Origin of the sequence: Psychromonas algarum (genome assembly GCF_004376845.1) — a bacterium.
Taxonomy (GTDB): domain Bacteria; phylum Pseudomonadota; class Gammaproteobacteria; order Enterobacterales; family Psychromonadaceae; genus Psychromonas.
On the sequence record NZ_SNUW01000003.1, the window covers coordinates 306,016 to 326,688 of the forward strand.

A 20,673-nucleotide genomic window follows, 5' to 3' on the forward strand; every position below is an offset into this window, starting at 1 on the left:
TTGCTTTCATATACCCCCTTTTCACCTACCTCCTAGAGTAATTGATGATATACGAGGCATTATTTTATGAAAAAGTTTAGCAAAAAATATAGACAAAAAAACCGTAATAACAGGTGCCAAGAACCAGTAAATATAATATGGAATATCAACAGGTATCTTTTTAAAAGCAATCCATAAAAGTAATATTATTGGTCCATGTACAAGAAAGGTAAAAAAACTATTGGCGCTGTTTTTATATAAAAACACATTTAGTTTTGTATTTATGATTAATGACATTAATGGCCAAACTAAAAATGGCGATAATAATCTAAATACCTCTATATTTTGAATATTAAATAAAACAATTGCCAAGCAATATAAGATAAATAACAAAAGTAGTAACTTTGCATATTTATCTAAATAGGTTAGAGACCAACCTTGTGTAGCTGCTAACCCTCCAATATAAAAGCTTACTAACATAGTATTTCTCAGAATCAATGAGCCATCAAAATTAAAATAATAAACAATCAATACAATAATCAATCCCAAATATGGAATGCGCTTCAATAATAGCCCCAATATAGGTGCTAATAGTGATACAGCAAATAAATCTCTAAGAAAATTAAGAGGATAGTTTGCAGGGGTACTAAAAAGTCCAGTTAAAGCATTCGTCCAATTTAGTAGATTAAATGGATAAAGCTCAACTGAAAAATCGTGCGATAGAAAGTTAAATTTTTGTGATAAATAAATAGCGATAACAAATGGGATGTTCCAAATAACAAGTGGTATAAATATAGACTTTGATTTATTAAGTAATAATTGAAAAGGTTGTAGATAAAGGCTAGATTTAAACAATAAAAAACCAGAAATAACAGTTAACATTGGAACTGTTGACCTAAAAACACCATGAGAGAAAAATGCTTTGATAAAATCAAATAAAGTACTTAATTCATTTAATGGCTGAGATGGTGGTAAATGAAGAATAATAATACCAATAACCATGAAATACCTTGTAGACCATATTCGCTCACTTATTTTTCTATTCAAAATTTTCTCCAGAAATCACTAAGTGTTTAAACACAATACATCAAAAAAACATAAAAACAAAGTTCAGGGCAATACCTCCCTAGGTGATTTTAAATTAAAATGCTGTTAATCAATATTAGGACGGGACGAATACTTCTTAATTTAACAACCAAACAAGGGGGAACACTATAATTTTTAACCCTTCAATCAACAGTTCTACTTCTATTTTTAGATTATTTTATTAAATAATTGTATCTTTAAACTTTTCAAGTTAGGTGCTTCCCTCCCCCTCTATTTAATTCAGCTAAATAGCCCAATATTTATAAATCTAATCATCCATTAAAAATATTTATTTATTATTTTCAATCAATGATCCTCAGTTAAATTATCTGGTAGAATTATCACTAGCTATCCTCCCCTTTTTATCTATATAGAGTGAACACATGACGGTTTCAATTTTAGGTACGGCAACATCAAACAGCGCGACTAAAGCATTATTATTAGGCTCAGGTGAATTAGGAAAAGAAGTTGCGATCGAGCTGCAACGTTTTGGTATTGAAGTGATTGCAGCGGACAGTTACGTAAATGCACCTGCAATGCAAATAGCACACCGTTCACACGTGGTTAGCATGCTTGATGGGCAACGCTTAGAAGAAATTATCCGCTTAGAAAAACCAGACTTCATCATTCCTGAAGTAGAAGCGATTGCAACCGATACATTATTAGCATTAGAAGCTGATGGATTTAATGTTGTACCAAGTGCACGAGCAACTAAACTAACGATGGATAGAGAAGGTATCCGTCGCTTAGCAGCCGAAACATTAGGGGTAACAACCTCTCCTTATATTTTTGCTGATACTAAAGAAGAGTATTTACAAGCAGTAAAAGAGATTGGTCAACCTTGTGTCATTAAGCCAGTGATGAGCAGTTCAGGTAAAGGTCAGAGTGTTGTAAAAACTGATGCTGATTTAGATCATTCATGGACTTATTCTCAAGAAGGTGGCCGCACAGGCGAAGGCCGAATTATTATTGAAGGTTTTGTACCATTTGATTATGAGATTACCTTATTAACAGTCAGTGCAATAGATGGGATTCATTTCTGTGCACCTATCGGACATCGCCAAGAAGATGGTGATTACCGCGAATCATGGCAACCACAAGTAATGTCAGATAAAGCATTACAGCAAGCTCAAGAGATAGCAACAAAAGTGGTGACAGAGCTTGGTGGATTTGGTCTATTTGGCATGGAATTTTTTGTTAAAGGTGATCAAGTTTATTTTAGTGAAGTTTCACCTCGCCCACATGACACTGGTTTAGTTACACTTATTTCTCAAGATCTATCAGAGTTTGCATTACATGTGCGTGCCATTTTAGGCTTCCCAATTGGTGAAATAACACAATTCGGCCCTTCTGCTTCTAGCGTTATTCTAGGCAATGGGGTATCACAAGACCTTAAATTTGAGAATGTTGCAACTGCTTTAGGGAAAGTCACAGGATCGCAAATTCGTTTATTTGCTAAACCTAATATCAATGGCGGGCGTCGTTTAGGTGTGGCTATCACTCGTGGTGAAAGTATTGAACAAGCAGTTAACAATGCAAAATCAGTGAGTAACACAGTTAATATCATCTATTAATTAAGCGTTTATATTCATTCGCTAAACCTTAGATATAATAGATCTCCTTCTTCTACAATATTTATCAAGGCAATATCATCACATTGATATTGCCTTTTTTTATTACGTGAAAAACAAAACCACCAAAACTGCTTGCTAAACAAACACAAAAAATAAGCATAAAATTCAAATTAAGCTTGATAAGTAATCAAAATAATACTACTGTTGTTTTACACAGTGTTTATTTATACAGGTTATTATTATGATATCGACATTAATCAAAACAACACAAACTAACTCATATGTATTACCGAATTATGATCTTAAAACAGCAAAAGCAAACTCATTAGTTAATGTGCACTATCAACAAAATGATTATCAGGCATTATTAGCTCAATTACAGAATGGGAATGATCAAGGTTGGATTTTATTTTTAGCACCTCCAGGTAAACCAAATACGCAATTCTTTCAACAAGCAGGCATTAATAAAAATAGAGTATTAATGATTGATTCAAATAAAGTAAACGATAATTTAGCGCTATTATCTACACTATTACAGAGTAACAATTACTGTACTGTTGTGACTTGGGTAAATGAACTATCAGAAGAAGCACGCTCTCTAATTGAGAAAGATGCAGAATCAACGAATACTAGTTGTTTTATTTACTGCAAGCACTAAACACATCGATATTAAGTTTATGCAGCATTTTAAGAGATTGTAATAAAAAATGTATTCATCTTATTTAATTACTAACAAAACTACATTTTTATTTTGAACACTAGTTAACGAGGAATATATACTATGCTATTACTTAATTATGTTAATTAAGAAAATGATAATGAGAAACATAATAATAAGTTTACTTAGTACTTTTGCAGGTATTAAACAAAATCGATTACTACAAAATAAACTGTATCGACTCCTCGAAGAAGAAAATTTAACCTCTTCAATTGAAAATCCTTGTACCGTTCTTTAATTTAGGAAGGGTAAATAAATAATTGAAAAATGTTAGTACTAATACTTTCAAGCACCATTTCAACACAAGTACTCTATGTCATGAAAAGCAGCTTCTGCACCATAACTGCTTATTCTTTTCCAAATAGCTGAATTATCAGTAAACAACTACACCGTTTTTATATCGCCTCAAAGCTCAAAATAATCACATTAAATAACTTATCTATTTCACTTATTAAAACAATCTGCTCCTTATTAGAAATTTCACATAGGAAACAAATGTTCACGTTGATTTTCACCTGAGTTGAATTGTTTTTTCAGCACAAAATTTAGGTGAAAATATTTAATGTTATTTGTATAAGTGAATTTTCTGAATCAGATCTTAAAAATTAAAAAACCAATCTAATTTTAGATTGGTTTTATATTGGGTACTTATTGATCACAGCATTAAAAGGTTAACTTTTTTGTACTGCAATACCATCATCATCTAAGCGTTCACCCTGTTCATTAATAAACTGTGTATTTTTAGATTTATGAATAACATAAACAGTAATAGTCACCATAGCTAATACTCCAATAATAGTTGAAGTATGCATTGCTAAACCAAACCCTAATGTTGCATTATTTAATATAAAAGTAATAACAACTGTGGTCATAAACATAGCTGGTACCGTTGAAATCCAATGGAATTTATTATGGCGTACAAGATAAGCTGTTGCTGTCCATAACATCATTACTGCTGTTGTTTGATTAGCAAACCCAAAATAACGCCAGATTATGCCAAAATCAACTTGCGTTAAAATAGCGCCCAGAAGAAACAAAGGTAATGCCATAAATAAGCGATTGCGCATCGTTTTTTGTTCCATATTAAAATACTCGGCTAAAATTAAACGACTTGAACGAAATGCCGTATCCCCCGAAGTGATCGGTAAAATAACCACACCTAAAAAGGCAAGAATACCGCCAAATACACCTAATAAACCAAATGATGCCCCATACACAACTGCACCCGGACCACCCGTTACAATAGCATCAGATAATGAGCCAACAGAACCAAAGAATGATAATGCAATTGCACACCAGATAAGAGCAATAACACCTTCACCGATCATCGCACCATAAAAGACAAAACGTCCATTACCTTCATTTTCAAGGCAACGAGCCATTAATGGTGATTGTGTTGCATGAAATCCAGAAATAGCACCGCAAGCAATGGTAATAAACAATGCAGGCCATAACGGTAAGTCATTTGGATTCATGTTCGTGAACATTTGACTCATTTCATAATCACCTAACAAAGTATGATCACTTGAGAAAACCACTGCAGCGATTAATCCTACAGACATGAAAATTAATAACGCACCAAAAAACGGATAAAAACGACCGATAATTTTATCTACAGGTACGATAGTTGCGACAATATAATAAGCAAAAATAATTGCCACCATCGACATCAACGATACCGTTATGTTGGTTTGCTCATTGATTAAATTAGTTAGCATGCCAGCAGGTGCTGATACAAAGACAACACCAACCAGTAGTAATAACACTAAAGCAAATATATTCATGAAGTGCTTAGCATTATTACCTAAGTATTTACCTGTGATCGATGGTACAGAGGCCCCACCATTTCGTACTGATAACATGCCAGAGAAATAGTCATGTACGCCACCAGCAAAGATGCAGCCAAAAACAATCCATAACATAGCTGCAGGACCGTATAAAGCCCCCATAATAGGACCAAAGATAGGTCCTACACCGGCAATATTAAGTAATTGAACTAAGTAAACTTTGGGAGTAGACATTGCTACGTAATCAACACCATCATGCTTTTCATAAGCAGGAGTTGTTCGATGATTTTTAATGCCAAATACTTTCTCTACAAAACGTCCATAAATAAAGTAACCACCAAGTAGCAGTGCCAAACAAAATAAAAACCAAAGCATGATTAAATCCTTTTAAATAATAAATTAGAGGATTGCACTATAAAGTTTTGATTTTAAATCGCAGTTGATAATTAATTGAGTGGTCGGATAAGCATTTAAACGGTCGATATTACTTTTAAGTGGTTTTAAACATAAGTAACCTCAGTTCCATTCGTCAGAACTGAGGTTCTGTAGTCATCAGCTAATAAGTCCAAAGCGGTCTTTTATCAGCTTTAAATAACGACGACTGACAGGAGCATGGTGTAATGAACGAGTAATAATTTCAGCAGATCCATTATCCAATAACTTAATTTCACGAATACAGGTTGGATTAATTAAGTACTGACGATGACAACGTATCAACTCAGTTTTCTCTTCTAATATTTTTAATGACAAGCTAGCCGTAAATTTATCTGAATCGGTTAATAGGTGTACGCCTGTTTGCTCAGACATCGCTATCTCAATTTTATTGGGTTCTAATAACAAGATCCGATTAAAACCGGAACAAGGGATCAACTCTAATTTATGATTTAAAACAGGAGAATAATCTATTTTTTCAGTCTGCTGTATTTTATCAAGCTCAAGACTTGATTTAATCCGTGCGAGTGTTTTATGCAAACGTTGGCTTTCTACCGGTTTTAATAAATAATCAAAAGCATTATCTTCAAATGCTTTTACTGCATATTCATCATAAGCTGTTACAAAAACAACTTTCGGCATATTATCAGGATCAAGCATACTTAACAGTTCAAGCCCAGTTACCTGCGGCATATGAATATCTAAAAAGACCACATCAGGTTTTAAACTATGAATTGCTTTTAATCCCTCAATCGCATTAGCGCATTGAGCAATAACCTCTACTAATTTAGTCTCTTCAAGTAATTCGTTAAGTTCTTCACGTGCGTAATGTTCATCATCAATAATAATTACTTTAAACATCATTTAGCCTGCTGATTAATAAGAGGAAAAGAAATCATGGCTTTGGTATATATTCCTGTTTTACAACTCATAACCAAACCATATTGAGGGCCATATTTATTTTTAAGACGCTTATCTACAATCTGTAATCCAAGGCCAATATTTTTTCCATCTTTACAATAATTACCTGCATTATCGATCACCTCCAAAATAACTAAGGTTTCTTTATTCGTTTTTGAAAAGTACCCATTAATGTTAATTTCACCTTTCTCTAATAACGTTGATGTCCCATGTTTTATCGCATTCTCAATGAGAGGCTGTAAAGTAAAAGTAGGAATATTTAATACTAATAAATGCTCATCAATATTTATATCAACACATAAACGTTCTTCAAAACGCGCTAACTCAATTTGCAAATAAGCTTGAACATGATCCAGTTCTTCTTGCACAGTCACTTGTTCAATATTTTGCTTTAAATTACTCCTAAAAAACTGCGATAAATGTTGGATCAGCTTTCTGGCTTTATGTGGATCTTTTCGTGTCACAGCACTAATTGTATTTAATGTATTAAATAAAAAGTGTGGGTTAACTTGAGCGTGTAATAAACGGATTTCAGATTGATTTAATAAATTCTGCTGTTGTATATAACGGCCAGCTAAAATTTGATTAGAGAGTAATTTAGCTAACCCTTCGCCAAGGCTACGATTAAGTGTTGAGAATAACTTTTGTTTGGGCTCATAGAGTTTGATTGTACCTAATACACGACCATCCGCTTCTAACAATGGGATCACTAGCACAGAGCCTAATTTACAAGATGGGCTGATTGAACACTGATAAGCCATTTCATAACCGTCTGCATACGTGATCTCTCCATGCTCAATCGCTTGTATTGTATAATCAGAAGAAATAACCGTTCCACAGACATGGTGATCATCTCCAACCCCAATAAATGCGAGTATTTTATCTCTATCAGTAATGGAAACAGCCCCAACACCTGTTTCTTGATAAATAATAGCAGCAATTTTTTTACAACTTACGGCATTAAACCCCTGACTAAAAACGCCCACACTACGTTGTGCAATACGTAATGCTTTATTAGAAAAAGCAGTATAATTTTTTTCGAAAATAGCTTTTTTATCTTGGATAATGCTCATGAACAATGCCGCGCCCACAGAATTAGCAAGTATCATAGGAATAGCAATCGATTGCACCAGTAACCAGGCTTGATCAAAAGGTTTTGCCACTAATAAAATAATCAGCATCTGCATAATTTCTGCAAATAAAGTAATAGAAAGTACTACGCTTGGTTTAAAAATATTATCTATTTTTCCCTTACGTAAATAATATAGATGTAATAAACCACCAATTAGCCCTTCTGTTGTTGTTGAAATTGCACAGGCTATATCAGTAAAACCACCCATTGAATAACGATGTAAACCACCAGTCAAACCCACAGCAAAACCAACTAAAGGACCTCCTAACAAGCCGCCCATAACAGCGCCAATAGCACGGGTATTCGCAATGGCATTTTCAATGGATAAACCAAAATAAGTTCCCAAAATACAAAAAGAGCTAAACAGCACATAACAAGCGATACGGTGAGATTTTCGACCAGAAATAAAAGTAAGCGGAATGAATAAAGGTGTTTTACTTAGTAGATAAGCAATAACTAAATAAACACTAAGTTGCTGTAACAATAATAAAACTAAATCCACAATAAGCCCTAATAAAAACTTAAAGTGTAATATTACAGATTAATAAATTATAAAGAGGTGATATACATAACTTATTTGTCATTGAGATAATACTAATCACAATGACGCGTTATTCTTTTTATATTGTTTAAAACAAAAGGCCTTTCAAAGCTAATAATTATTAACTTGGAAAGGCCTTTGAAATCAGCTATAAAAATAGATTTAAAGCTATTTAGAAGCTGTTAAACTAAAATGGCATTTTGAAACCTGGAGGTAAATCCATACCACCAGTTAATCCACTCATTTTACTTTTATTAACCTCTTCAACACGACGAACTGCATCATTCATTGCCGCAGCAATTAAATCTTCAATCATCTCTTTATCATCTTCCATTAGGCTTGGATCAATTTCAACTTTACGTACGTTATGATTGCCTAATAATGTAATTTTAACTAAACCCGCACCAGATTCACCAACAACTTCAGTCTTGGCAATTTCTGCTTGTGCATTTTTCATATTCTCTTGCATTTCTTGGGCTTTTTTCATTAAATCGCCCATGCCGCCTTTGCTAAACATAATTTCTCTCTTATATAAGGACAGTTCTACTTTATTAATTATAATGCTCTAATTATAACGGCACTATGCTATTTTCATAGACTTTTGCCATATAATCTCGCACAAATATTTGTACAATGGGATCACAAGTAATAGATAATTTTGCATTATCTAAATACTCTTGATAAACAATCAATTCTAATTCAGCCGGAGTATGGCCAACCACCTTGCCCGTTCCAATGCTTACGCTATATTGTTGTCCAAAATAATGGCGTAATTTATCTTTTAAACTTTCACACAAACCTTGGTTATTTAATAAGTGTTGCTGTGAGTCATGTAAAGTTAAAACTAATTTATCCGCTGTTTTTTGCATTACAGTACTTTTAGCTAAGAGTTTTTCCAAACCAACTAATTGCATTGCTTTAATTGCTAAAAACCAAGGGTCTGTCATTTTATCATCAACATAACTAGCAATATCTATTTCAGGCGCTTGATTCGCCTCACTCTCTGATAATATCACTTGAGAATGATTAATATCCGTTTTGATTAAATCAGATATATCATTATTTACTGGCACGCTCACTTGCTCAGTTTGCTGCTTCGGTATAGTTTGTTTAACAGCTGTACTTGTGCTTTCTGTAGAAACAGCTATTAAACTTTTTGAAGGTGTGGATTCAATTTTGTTAACCGTACTTTCGATAACACAGTTTTCGATGATACCGTTTCCGATGACACTATTTTCAATAACAATGTTATCTGCCCTTCCATATCCTGGATCGTAATCAGGATAATTATCCTCTGCAGATTGTTCCTGATAGCTACTAATAGGAGGTAACTCTTGTTCCATATCATGATGATCAGGTGCTGGTTGTGTAAATGACACACTACTTTCTGAAGGTGTGTTGGAAGTTGTGGTTGTTTTAGAAGCAGTCACTACGGCTGATGTTGAGGAAAATGATTGCTCTGGTGCGACAGGCTGTACATTAAAATTATTTGTTAATGCTGTTTCAGTTGCCGCACTAGTCTTTTTTAACTCTTCTCGCTTTAATCTATGACTACGTAACATATTACGAGAATTAGTGCTTGTCAGTGACGGCTGAATTTTTTCTGTCGCTTTTGGTTCCACAGCCTCAACATGTTCAGCAGTTACATTAAGTGGTTTTACAGGTGCAATTTTTTCTTGCTGTAGTTGCTCTGTTTCTGCTTGTATTGGTTCTTGTATAGCTTCATTTTGTATAGATGATGGCCTAACTTCATTTGATGTATTTACTTGAATAGCTTCTACTGTGTTAATGTTTTGAGTATCACTCACATCCGCCATAAGTACAGTAGCAACAGGCTCAGGCATAACAGAATTATTATCTATATTAGGTAAAACACTATCCACAGGAGCACTAGGAGCTGCCACAATAGTTTCAACATCTTGAGCTTGCTGCAACATAGCTTCATCTATATCAACATAATTAGCAGGTTTAAAGGCTAATAAACGCATGACTGTCATTTCTAATGCGACTTTTCCATTAGGGGCATAACTATAATCTTTATAACCTTCTAATGCGATTTGATAAAAAAGTTGCACTTCTTCTGGTGTCAAACGTTCAGCTAATAATTGCACCGCTGATTTTTTACTTACATTTGCATTGCGCTGTAACTGAGTTAAAGCAATTTGATGACATAAACTTGCAAGCTCTTGATGAAGAGCAGAAAAATCAGCACCTAAATGGACAAACTCTTGAATTTTTTCAAATACTTTTTGGCTATTACCAGATGCCACAAAATGTAATAAATAATGTAAGTGGGATTGATCAATCGTACCTAACATTTTTAATACAGCAGTATACTCTATATTACCAGCCCCAAACGCTAACGCTTGATCAGTCAAGCTTAATGCATCACGCATACTACCATCAGCAGCCTTTGCAATAACATTTAATGCGGCATGCTCAAAAGTCGCATTTTCATGGGCTAAAATAGAAGCTAATTGAGATTCGATTTGTTCAGGTAAAATTGCTTTTAAATGAAATTGTAAACAACGCGATAAAACTGTGATGGGTAATTTTTGCGGATCTGTTGTCGCTAATAAAAATTTCACATACTCAGGTGGTTCTTCGAGTGTTTTTAATAATGCATTGAAACTATGCTTTGAAAGCATATGCACTTCATCAATTAAATAAACCTTATAACGACCTTGTGCTGGTTTATATTGCACGTTATCTAAAAGCTCTCGTGTATCATCAACTTTAGTACGAGATGCTGCATCAATTTCTAGCAAATCAACAAATCGCCCCTGATCAATATCTTGGCAATTAGCACATTGACCACAAGGTGTTGCAGTTACTCCTTTTTCACAGTTTAGGCTTTTAGCTAAAATACGTGCAATCGTTGTTTTACCAACACCTCGAGTACCACTGAAAAGATAAGCATGATGAACGCGATTTTGGGTTAACCCATTCTCTAATGCTGTTAATACATGAGGTTGACCAATAACTTCTTTAAACGTTTGTGGGCGCCACTTTCGTGCTAGAACTTGATAACTCACTTATTCACCCGCAAATTCAATCAATGAAAATACTGGGATCGACATAGCTGATAATTTATCAACGCCTTGTAAATCAGGTAATGAAATAACAAAAGCAGCTTCAATAACCTTACCGCCTAAACTTTCAATTAATTTTACAGAAGCCTCAGCAGTCCCGCCTGTTGCAATCAAATCGTCCATTAATAAAACGTTCTCACCGGCTTTTATTGCATCTTTATGAATTTGTAAAATATCACTTCCATATTCTAAATCATAACTTTCTTGGATCGTTTCACGTGGTAATTTATTGGGTTTACGTACCGGCACAAAACCAGCCCCTAATGCAGCTGCTAATGGTGCACCAAAAATAAATCCACGCGCTTCTGTACCCACAATTTTATCTATTTTTTGATTTTTATAACGCTCAATAAATAGTTCGATAGTAGTAGAAAACGCAGCACCATTTTCAATTAAACTTGTGATATCTCTAAATGTAATTCCTGGCACTGGATAATCTTCAATAGTTTTAATGCTATTTTTGATTAATGTTAGTTGTTCTACGCTCATGATTTGTACCTTTAATTTATCTATATGCCCTAAGAGTAAATAGTTGCTTAGCTGAGTGCAAGGTGCCATATCATAAACTCACTAACTATTTTCAAAATAACCTTATTATAAATACCATAAACAGTGTCGTTGTATGCTGTATTTCATGGTGAAAATGACATGCTTATTTTTGCTTCTGTAATGATAACGGGTATAATCTTGCCTCCTTTATAGAGCGAGACACACCATGCATATAACACTTGCCCCAATGGAAGGTGTGATGGATTATCACATGCGCCAATTTTTAACAGAAATTGGGGGAATAGATCGCTGTGTAACAGAATTCGTACGGGTTGTAGAGCTCCCTCTACCATCACGTGTATTTTATCGTTTATGTCCAGAATTACATAATCTAAGTCAAACTCAATCAGGTACACCTGTACGAATTCAATTATTAGGACAAGATCCTGAATGTTTAACTGAAAATTCAGTCCGAGCAATTAAATTAGGCTCTGATGGTATTGATTTAAATTTTGGCTGCCCAGCTAAAACCGTCAACAAAAGTCGAGGGGGAGCTGTTTTACTTAAAGACCCAGATGCTTTATATCAAATTGTAAAATCAGTACGTGATGCCGTTGATGGCCAACATGTTGTTAGCGCAAAAATTCGTTTAGGATATGAAGATAAAAGCCTCGCGATTGAAAATGCTCAAGCTATTGCAGAAGCGGGAGCCAGTGAATTAGCTGTACATGCAAGAACTAAAGAAGAGGGTTATAAACCACCAGCACATTGGCATTGGATAAAAAAAATAAAACAATCTATAACTATACCAGTCATTGCTAATGGTGATATTTTTAGTTTTGAAGATGCACAACGTTGTATTGAAATAAGTGGATGTGATCGTTTAATGATTGGTCGAGGTTCACTAGCAGTACCAAACCTTGCTAATGCTATCAAAGGAATTGAAGCACCTTATACATGGTTACAGAATCTACAAGTCATGGAACAATACTTTCAAGCTTTACGTGTACTAGATGATAAAGAAAAATTTATGCCAAGTCGTATTAAGCAATGGTTAATGTTCATGAAACTACAACACCCACAAGCAGATCCTTTTTTACAATCGGTGAGAGCAATTCGCCAATCAGACGATATGTTGACCGCCTTGCAACAAGCGCAAACAAAGCTAACTAACTCTTAGTAACAAACCAATATTAATCTAAAAAAACTTATTATAGAAATAAAGAAATAAAAACAGCGCTAATGAGCGCTGCTTTACCTAAGTCATAAATTTATTAAAAAAGTTATAAACCTAATTTAGCAAGTTCTTGCTCTACCACTGTAATAGGTAATGGAATATAACCATCCTTTTTAACAATACCTTGCCCTTGTTGAGATAACATTAACTTAATGAACTCAGCTTGTAATGGCGATAGTGGTTTATTTGGATGCTTATTTACGTAAACATATAAGAAACGAGATAATGGGTATTTACCATTAATTGCATTGGCCATTGTTGCTTCAACAAATGGACCGCCCTTTTTAGATAATGCAACCGCTTTAACACCTGCCACCTTGTAACCAATACCAGAGTAACCAATAGAGTTTAAAGATGAAGCAACAGACTGAACCACTGAAGCTGAACCAGGTTGTTCATTCACAGAGTTTTTAAAGTCACCTTTACATAATGCTTTTTCTTTAAAATAACCATAAGTACCTGATACTGAATTACGACCAAATAACTGAATATCTTTATCTGCCCAACTTCCATCTAGCCCTAAATCAGACCAGCGAGTTGCATTTTTATCACCACCACATTTATGCGTAGAAGAAAAAATCGCATCAACTTGCTTAATGGATAAACCTTCAATTGGGTTATCTTTATTCACAAATACAGCTAATGCATCAATTGCAACACGTACTGCTGTGGGTTTATAACCATAATGTTTTTCAAAAGCCTCTATTTCTTTAGACTTCATTTGACGACTCATTGGGCCAAATTGAGAAGTGCCTTCAGTTAAAGATGGTGGAGCTGTTGAAGAGCCTGCTGCTTGAATTTGAATATTAATATTTGGATATTGACGTTTAAACTCTTCCGCCCAAAATGTCATCATATTCGCTAACGTATCAGACCCTACTGATGAAAAATTACCAGAAATACCACTCACTTTAGTATATTTGTGTAAAGTATGTTCAGTTGTATCGGCAGCCATAACAGATGTAGAAATTAATGATGTAGTGCCTAATGTAACCGCTGCTGCTAACATTTTAAGTTTCATGCAAAACTCCATTTGTACTTAATTAAGTTAATATTAGTTATATTCTGTTAGTCATTTAACAAAATATTATTCGCGATCAAGCGATACTGCTTAATATGCAACTTTATTGTGACACTTTAATTACAAAGACATTATTATATTCATAAAAATAAAAAAGGCTTATTACATAATTGTAATAAGCCTTAAAAATCAAAATATTAACTAATTACCCACTTCTCAGAATATTATGAAATTTTATTTAATCGACGAATCAATAAAACGGGTAAAGCAAATAACCATAACCAAAAACTAGCTCCACCACTTCGAGTAAAGGGAGCATCTTCAGCAACAAGTGCCTCTGATTCCCAACAATTTGGGCTATCATTAGGCGTAATACCTGAGCTTGGATCCGGTGGAGTTAATTTAACTAGGATAGGTTGTGCACCCACTCTATATTGAAAGTTTTCAATGCTACTGTATTGATACCCCTGCGCTAAAATCACACCATCATCATTAATTGCCGTCGCACTTTGTAAGCGGATTAATGGACTATCAACTACTCCACCAGTTTCTGAACATAACAAATCATCTAAGAACCAACTATCACCAGTGTTGTTATCATATAAAAATGCACTTTGTACTCGAGGAGTACCATTGCTAACAGGTGAAGTTTGGTTATAAGCATCTGCTTTACCCACAACCAACCCATTATTATTCATATCATAACCGTAACTATTAGCCCCACTTTTAGCAGAGCTATCCCCCGCCAAACGCTGCTTAGTTGATTGCACTTTCTTATCTAAAAATGGAAATTTAATAGTGTCAGTTTCCATATCATAAATAAACATCTCTATTGGTTTATTGGAACTTTTAGAATAAGCATATTGACGATTTCCCATAATGATATTGCTATCATCAGTGATCGTAGTCGCCCAAGTATTATATAATGAATCGTCTTGATCACTAATCCCTGTATATACCTTAGTAATTACAGTCGGTTTTGCATAAACACTATCAGCATAAACACCATCAGCATCTGCATCACCTTCAGGTTTCATGATAATAGCTCGCTGACGCGCACCTTGCTCATCATCATAATACTCAAAAGACGATACCCCTACTGCAATCCCTGCTTTATTAATATCAAATGCAGCAGCGCTATAAGTTGCGTCACTATTACCTCGTGTTGTATTACCATCTAACCACTCAGTTGCTAAACTAAAGCCTGTTAAGTCGCTGCTACTAGCATCATATTCCCAAGCCCATGCTTGTGTATCAAAACCTGGGCAGTAGACTAAATCATTAAGCGTATAAAGGTTGCTATTTCCCTCATTGTAACAGCGGTTAAAATAATCTTCATCGCCACCCGCGAATGACTGGCTTGCATTACCAACAATTAATGTTTTGGTGCCATTAGTATAAGTAACATCCCGCATTTTATAGGCACTAGTAAAACCGCCATTAGTTACAAATGGTGCTAATAAAGAAACTTCTGCAGTACTATTACTTGCTTCGCTAACAAAACCTCGGCGAGTAAACTCACGACCACCACTAGAATAAGGCGCTGAACCATAACCAACAATAAAATCGCCTACTAATGTTTCTGCTACATCAGTAATTTTTACATCGCTATTAGCCCCAAAACCTTCCACCTTTGCAGTCGGTGTTGCAGTTAAAAAATAACTAATAGGGCTAAGAGTGCCATTATCCATCGCCGCCATTGCATCACGCCATGCATCATAAGCATTCTCAAAGCTTAAATCACTACTACTTTCACTACCATAAAAACGTAATTCACAAATATCATCTTCATAAAAACATTCTTGGTTAAAGGTATATGGCAAACCGATATCAGTATCTTGATCAATTTCAGCTTTTAAAGCATAAGCAGCAATTAAGTCACCTGTTGGTGAAATTGCTGAAGCAAATGGCCCATAATTACTACCTGCTGTATCAGGAGATAGGATCTCTAGCTTATAATAAGGTTCAGTATCAACTGCCCAAGCGCTACTCGCAGATAACAATGCGACAATTGAGAACCCAATAGTGTATTTCATGTAAAAATTACTCTCCGTTTTGCAATTCGTCCAACTCTTCCCAACGTGTAAAGGCTGTTTCTAATTTTTCTTCTGTTTCTGCTAATAACGCTAAGAATTGATCTGCTTCTTTTTTATCTTTAGTAAAAAATTCAGGTGTATTGATTGTATCCTGTAATTCTTCCACTTTTTCTTCCAACTGCTCTAATAATGCTGGTAAGCCATCCAATTCTAGCTGTAGTTTATAAGATAATTTTTTCTTTTTAGGTGACTGAACAGACACTTTTTCTGCTTTAACAGGTGCAGATTTAGTTTCTTTTTTTGATTCTTTAGCCACTTCTTTGAATGATTCACTCTGCTCTTTATGGCGAACAGCATCACTGTAACCACCAACAAATTGTTGAATGTTACCATTACCATCAAAAAACCAAGTATGAGTTACTGTATTATCAACAAAACTACGGTCATGGCTTACTAGTAACAATGTACCTTGGTAATTCGCTAATAACTCTTCTAATAACTCCAGCGTTTCGACATCAAGATCATTGGTAGGTTCATCGAGAATTAAAAAATTACTTGGTTTTAAAAATATCTTCGCTAATAACAAGCGATTTTTTTCACCACCAGATAACGCTTTAACAGGAGTTCGCGCACGATCAGGATGGAACAAAAAATCTTGTAAGTAGCCTAATACATGACGTTTATTACCATTAATTTCAACTTCTTGTTTCCCTTCAGCGAGGTTATCAACCACTGTTTTTTCAGGATCTAACGCATCACGATATTGGTCAAAATAAGCTACTTCTAATTTAGTACCACATTTCACAGTACCTTGGTCAGGTTCGATATCACCCAGTAATAACTTAAGTAAGGTACTTTTACCACAACCATTACGTCCTACTAATGCAATTTTATCACCGCGCATAATTGTTGTAGTAAAGTCACGCACAATACGTAAATCATCATAGCTGTAGGTTAATGCATCCGTTTCAAAAATAATTTTTCCTGAACGAGCAGCTTCATCAACCACGATTTTAGCTTTACCTTGCACGTTAGTACGTTCAGCACGTTCTTGTCGTAATGATTTTAATGCACGAACGCGCCCTTCATTACGTGTTCGACGAGCTTTAATACCTTGACGGATCCAAGTTTCTTCAATTGCTAATTTACGATCAAACTCAGCATTTTGCTCTTCTTCAATACGTAATGCCTCTTCTTTGGCAATAAGATACGCTTCGTAACCACCCGGCCATGAACTTAACTTTCCTCGGTCGATATCAACAATACGAGTTGCTAAACGGCGAATAAATTCACGGTCATGACTGATAAATACGATAGAGCCTTGGAAAGAAGTCAAAAATTGCTCCAACCACTCAATTGTACCCACATCCAAATGGTTAGTTGGTTCATCTAACAATAATAAATCAGGATCATTAACCAATGCTTTAGCAAGCGCAACTTTACGTAACCAACCACCAGATAACTGATCTAATGTAATTTCAGGATCAATCGCTAAACGGTCTAAAATTTGATTAATCTTAGAATCTAATTGCCACGCATCAAGTTGATCAATTTGCTCTTGTAAACGTTGCAATTTATTCATTGCTTTTTCGCTACAATCTTCAGCAATGATATGTAATTGTTCATGATACTGACTTAGTACAACACCTGCATTTTCCATACCTGATGCAACAAAGTCATAAGCGCTCATGGTGCTTGCTGTTGGAGGATCTTGCTCTAAGCGGGCCACTTTAACGTCATTATTAATTAATAACGTACCATCATCTAATTGAATACGACCATCTAATACTTTTAGTAGCGTTGATTTACCTGCGCCATTTCTACCGACTAAACAAACACGCTCATTTGCTTCAATCACTAGATTTGATTTATTTAATAATGCACCGCCGCCAAAAGCTAACTCTGCGTTATGTAATGTTAATAATGCCACGTTTATTTACTCTTATTGGTCATGCTGAATAGGAATGCTATTTAACATGATAAAAATTGTTTAATTTGAAAATGTTCAAAAGGCCAATCTAAGTATTGGCCTTTTGTATTTTTTAATACAGGAATACGAATACCAAATAAGTCGACTAATGATTGCTCAGATATAATATCAATTAATTGATAGTTAACTTGGCATTGTGCTAACAATGCCATTGCTTGCTCACAAAGATGACAACCATCTGTATGATATAAAATAGGTAAACTCATTTATTCCATTCTATTACTGATAATCATTTAATTATGTTTAGTTAATAACCAACACTGATGTATTTTATCGTTGCCTTTAAAATCTTCAGGGATTGATGCTTTACTAATATCTTTGACATAAAAACCAAGAGCTTTGATTGCTTCAAGGTCTAATTTAAAACCACGTTTATTATTAGAGAAAATAATCTCACCATTTGGATTAACACGCTCACTCGCAGATGTTAACAATGCAACGTGATCATCCTGCACATCAAACACATCCGTCATACGTTTTGAATTTGAAAATGTAGGTGGATCAATAAAGATCAAGTCATACATTTCATGTGCATGTTGCAACCATTTAATACAATCTTGTTGAATAAAGTCATGCTTACCTTGGATACCATTTTCAGTGAAGTTTTCTTGGCCCCAATTTAAATATGTGTTCGACATATCAACACTGGTTGTTGATTTCGCGCCACCTAATGCAGCATGAACAGATGCAGTTGCGGTATAACAAAATAGATTTAAGAAGTCTTTACCTTCAGCCATTTTACCAATACGTAAACGTGTTGGACGATGATCTAAAAACAAACCTGTATCTAAATAATCTTGTAAATTTACAATGATTTTTGCAGGCCCTTCTTGCACCACTAAACGCTGTTTTTTGCTGTCTAATTTTTCATACTGCTGACGCCCTTTTTGGCGTTCACGTACTTTAATAATTAACTGGTCATCTGTTAAATCTAATAAGTAACGAGTAGTCGACACAATATCTAAGAAACGACGACGTACTTTTTGTGCATCAATCTCTTTTGGTGCACGGTATTCTTGAATAATTAAATATTCGTTATAACGGTCAATCGCAACATTATATTCAGGTAAATCTGCATCGTATAAACGGTAACATTGAATGTTTTCACGTTTTGCCCATTTGTCTAAACGTTTCATATTTTTTAATAAACGGTTAGCAAAATCTTCAGCATAAATTGCAGGTTTAATTTGTTTTACTTCTTTGAATACAATATCAGCTTCTGTTTCAATCACAGGAGGAAGCGTTCCCCATGGGTTATCTTCCGTTGACTCTACAAATTCAGTTGTTTCGACCGTTTTAGGTTTAACTGTTTTCGTGGATTTTTCTGCAACAACTTCAGCGCCTTCAGCAATACGTTTAGGTGAAATTCTGTAGTTTTTAAGTACACACTCAATCGGACCATTGAAGAATTTATAACTTCTTGCCGCACGCATCCCTAAACAACTGAGTAATTCAGTATCCATAGCAAACATGCTTAAATTCCAACCTGCAAAAGCATCTTTAAAGTGATGCCCTAGCTCAGTGTACAAACTAATAGTGTCACTAAACCCACCAAGACGTTCACCATATGGAGGATTTGAAACCACCATACCTGTGCTTAACTCTTCTGGTGGCAATACTTTTTTAGCATCTTGTACACTAAACTCAATCAGTTCAGCAACACCTGCTCGTTGTGCATTTTGGCGCGCAATACTGATCATATCTTTACTTAAATCAGAAGCATAAAAACGAGTAGTACAATCTTTAACTGCTCGACGTCCGTAAACTTGAGCCGTTGTTTTTAGTGTTTTCCATGTTTCTACATCATGTTTTTTCCACTGCTCAAATCCAAATTTATTTCGTAATGAACCTGGTGCAATATTCAGAGACATCATCGCGGCTTCAATCACTAACGTACCAGAACCACACATAGGATCGACTAGTGCTTCACCTTTCCATCCACTACGTTTAATGATCCCTGCAGCCAATGTTTCACGTAATGGTGCTTCACCGGCAATGGTACGGTAACCACGCAAATGCAATGGCGATCCTGAAAGATCAATATAAATGGAAGCTTTATCTTTAAATAGACGACCATTAAAACGGATGTCTGCATCGCGCTTTTCTACATTTGGACGTTCATCGAATTTTTTACGGAAACGGTCAACAATGGCATCTTTGATTTTTAATGCACCAAATTGCGTATTACGGATTTCATCATTGCTACCAGAAAAATCAATTGAGAAAGTTTTATCAACATCAAAATGAGACTCCCATGGAATATTGCTACAACCCAAGTATAAATCCATTGGATCAATCACTTTGAATTCACTTAATTTAAGTAAAACACGAGAAGCAAAACGAGACCACAAACAAACTTGGTAGCCATTTTCTAAGGAGCCGTCAAAGCTCACACCACCAGCAATTTGCTTGGTATTTTCAATACCTAGTTCTTTAAGTTCAGCTTCTAATAAAGGAGCAAGCCCCTTGGCTGTAGGAATAAAATAATTGAACATAGACGCTCTCATGCAATAGTGAATAAAAAATAGCACGTATTATACCTTGCAAAGCACATTATCCCTATGGAATTTTCAGTGCATTATTATCAATATTTAAAAACAAAAAAGCCTTCCAAAATGAAGGCTTGAATATAGGGAGC

At 34.9% G+C, this 20,673-nt stretch carries 15 protein-coding genes; 3 read left to right on the top strand and 12 right to left on the bottom strand.

What is annotated here, in order from left to right:
* Window positions 1-21: 21 nt before the first annotated feature.
* The gene (locus tag E2R68_RS03530; protein ID WP_134276127.1) at window positions 22-981 is read right to left on the bottom strand and encodes an acyltransferase family protein; all 960 of its coding nucleotides are present in this window, start codon (window positions 979-981) and stop codon (window positions 22-24) included.
* Window positions 982-1,460: 479 nt separating this feature from the next.
* Here E2R68_RS03530 and purT point away from each other — a divergent pair, with 479 nt between their 5' ends.
* Together purT and E2R68_RS03540 are read left to right on the top strand one after the other, a co-directional pair.
* The gene (purT, locus tag E2R68_RS03535; protein WP_134276181.1) at window positions 1,461-2,639 is read left to right on the top strand and encodes a formate-dependent phosphoribosylglycinamide formyltransferase; all 1,179 of its coding nucleotides are present in this window, start codon (window positions 1,461-1,463) and stop codon (window positions 2,637-2,639) included.
* 241 nt (window positions 2,640-2,880) lie between these two features.
* Entirely contained in the window at window positions 2,881-3,297 is a 417-nt protein-coding gene (locus E2R68_RS03540) for a SulA-like leucine-rich domain-containing protein (protein WP_134276128.1), read from the top strand.
* 731 nt (window positions 3,298-4,028) lie between these two features.
* Here E2R68_RS03540 and E2R68_RS03545 read toward each other — a convergent pair.
* The 6 genes from E2R68_RS03545 to apt all read right to left on the bottom strand — a co-directional run bounded on the left by E2R68_RS03545 (window position 4,029) and on the right by apt (window position 11,751).
* On the bottom strand, window positions 4,029-5,519 hold the full coding sequence (locus tag E2R68_RS03545; RefSeq protein ID WP_134276129.1) for a carbon starvation CstA family protein: 1,491 nt from the start codon (window positions 5,517-5,519) through the stop codon (window positions 4,029-4,031).
* A 177-nt stretch (window positions 5,520-5,696) separates the two neighbouring features.
* The gene (btsR, locus tag E2R68_RS03550) at window positions 5,697-6,437 is read right to left on the bottom strand and encodes a two-component system response regulator BtsR (protein ID WP_134276182.1); all 741 of its coding nucleotides are present in this window, start codon (window positions 6,435-6,437) and stop codon (window positions 5,697-5,699) included.
* Window positions 6,437-8,131: a sensor histidine kinase gene (locus E2R68_RS03555; protein ID WP_134276130.1), complete on the bottom strand. Its 1,695-nt coding sequence runs from the start codon at window positions 8,129-8,131 to the stop codon at window positions 6,437-6,439. Before E2R68_RS03555 ends, btsR begins: the two co-directional genes overlap by 1 nt.
* 226 nt (window positions 8,132-8,357) lie before the next feature.
* On the bottom strand, window positions 8,358-8,687 hold the full coding sequence (locus E2R68_RS03560; protein ID WP_134276131.1) for a YbaB/EbfC family nucleoid-associated protein: 330 nt from the start codon (window positions 8,685-8,687) through the stop codon (window positions 8,358-8,360).
* 52 nt (window positions 8,688-8,739) lie between these two features.
* Window positions 8,740-11,205: a DNA polymerase III subunit gamma/tau gene (dnaX, locus tag E2R68_RS03565; RefSeq protein ID WP_134276132.1), complete on the bottom strand. Its 2,466-nt coding sequence runs from the start codon at window positions 11,203-11,205 to the stop codon at window positions 8,740-8,742.
* Window positions 11,206-11,751: an adenine phosphoribosyltransferase gene (apt, locus tag E2R68_RS03570; RefSeq protein WP_134276133.1), complete on the bottom strand. Its 546-nt coding sequence runs from the start codon at window positions 11,749-11,751 to the stop codon at window positions 11,206-11,208. It abuts the gene before it with no gap.
* Window positions 11,752-11,977: 226 nt separating this feature from the next.
* Between apt and E2R68_RS03575 the strand changes: the two genes are divergently transcribed.
* Entirely contained in the window at window positions 11,978-12,931 is a 954-nt protein-coding gene (locus tag E2R68_RS03575) for a tRNA-dihydrouridine synthase (RefSeq protein ID WP_134276134.1), read from the top strand.
* Window positions 12,932-13,034: 103 nt separating this feature from the next.
* Here the strand turns inward: E2R68_RS03575 and E2R68_RS03580 are convergent, their stop codons facing one another.
* The 5 genes from E2R68_RS03580 to rlmKL form a co-directional block, all read right to left on the bottom strand.
* Entirely contained in the window at window positions 13,035-14,009 is a 975-nt protein-coding gene (locus tag E2R68_RS03580) for a PstS family phosphate ABC transporter substrate-binding protein (protein ID WP_134276135.1), read from the bottom strand.
* Between the two features lie 224 nt (window positions 14,010-14,233).
* Entirely contained in the window at window positions 14,234-16,045 is a 1,812-nt protein-coding gene (locus E2R68_RS03585; RefSeq protein ID WP_134276136.1) for a DUF3466 family protein, read from the bottom strand.
* A gap of 7 nt (window positions 16,046-16,052) precedes the next feature.
* The gene (gene uup, locus E2R68_RS03590) at window positions 16,053-17,975 is read right to left on the bottom strand and encodes an ATP-binding cassette ATPase Uup (protein WP_134276137.1); all 1,923 of its coding nucleotides are present in this window, start codon (window positions 17,973-17,975) and stop codon (window positions 16,053-16,055) included.
* A gap of 41 nt (window positions 17,976-18,016) precedes the next feature.
* Complete coding sequence (locus E2R68_RS03595) at window positions 18,017-18,241, bottom strand: glutaredoxin family protein (protein ID WP_134276138.1); 225 nt, start codon at window positions 18,239-18,241, stop codon at window positions 18,017-18,019.
* Window positions 18,242-18,268: 27 nt separating this feature from the next.
* On the bottom strand, window positions 18,269-20,530 hold the full coding sequence (gene rlmKL / locus E2R68_RS03600) for a bifunctional 23S rRNA (guanine(2069)-N(7))-methyltransferase RlmK/23S rRNA (guanine(2445)-N(2))-methyltransferase RlmL (RefSeq protein WP_134276139.1): 2,262 nt from the start codon (window positions 20,528-20,530) through the stop codon (window positions 18,269-18,271).
* Window positions 20,531-20,673: the final 143 nt, after the last annotated feature.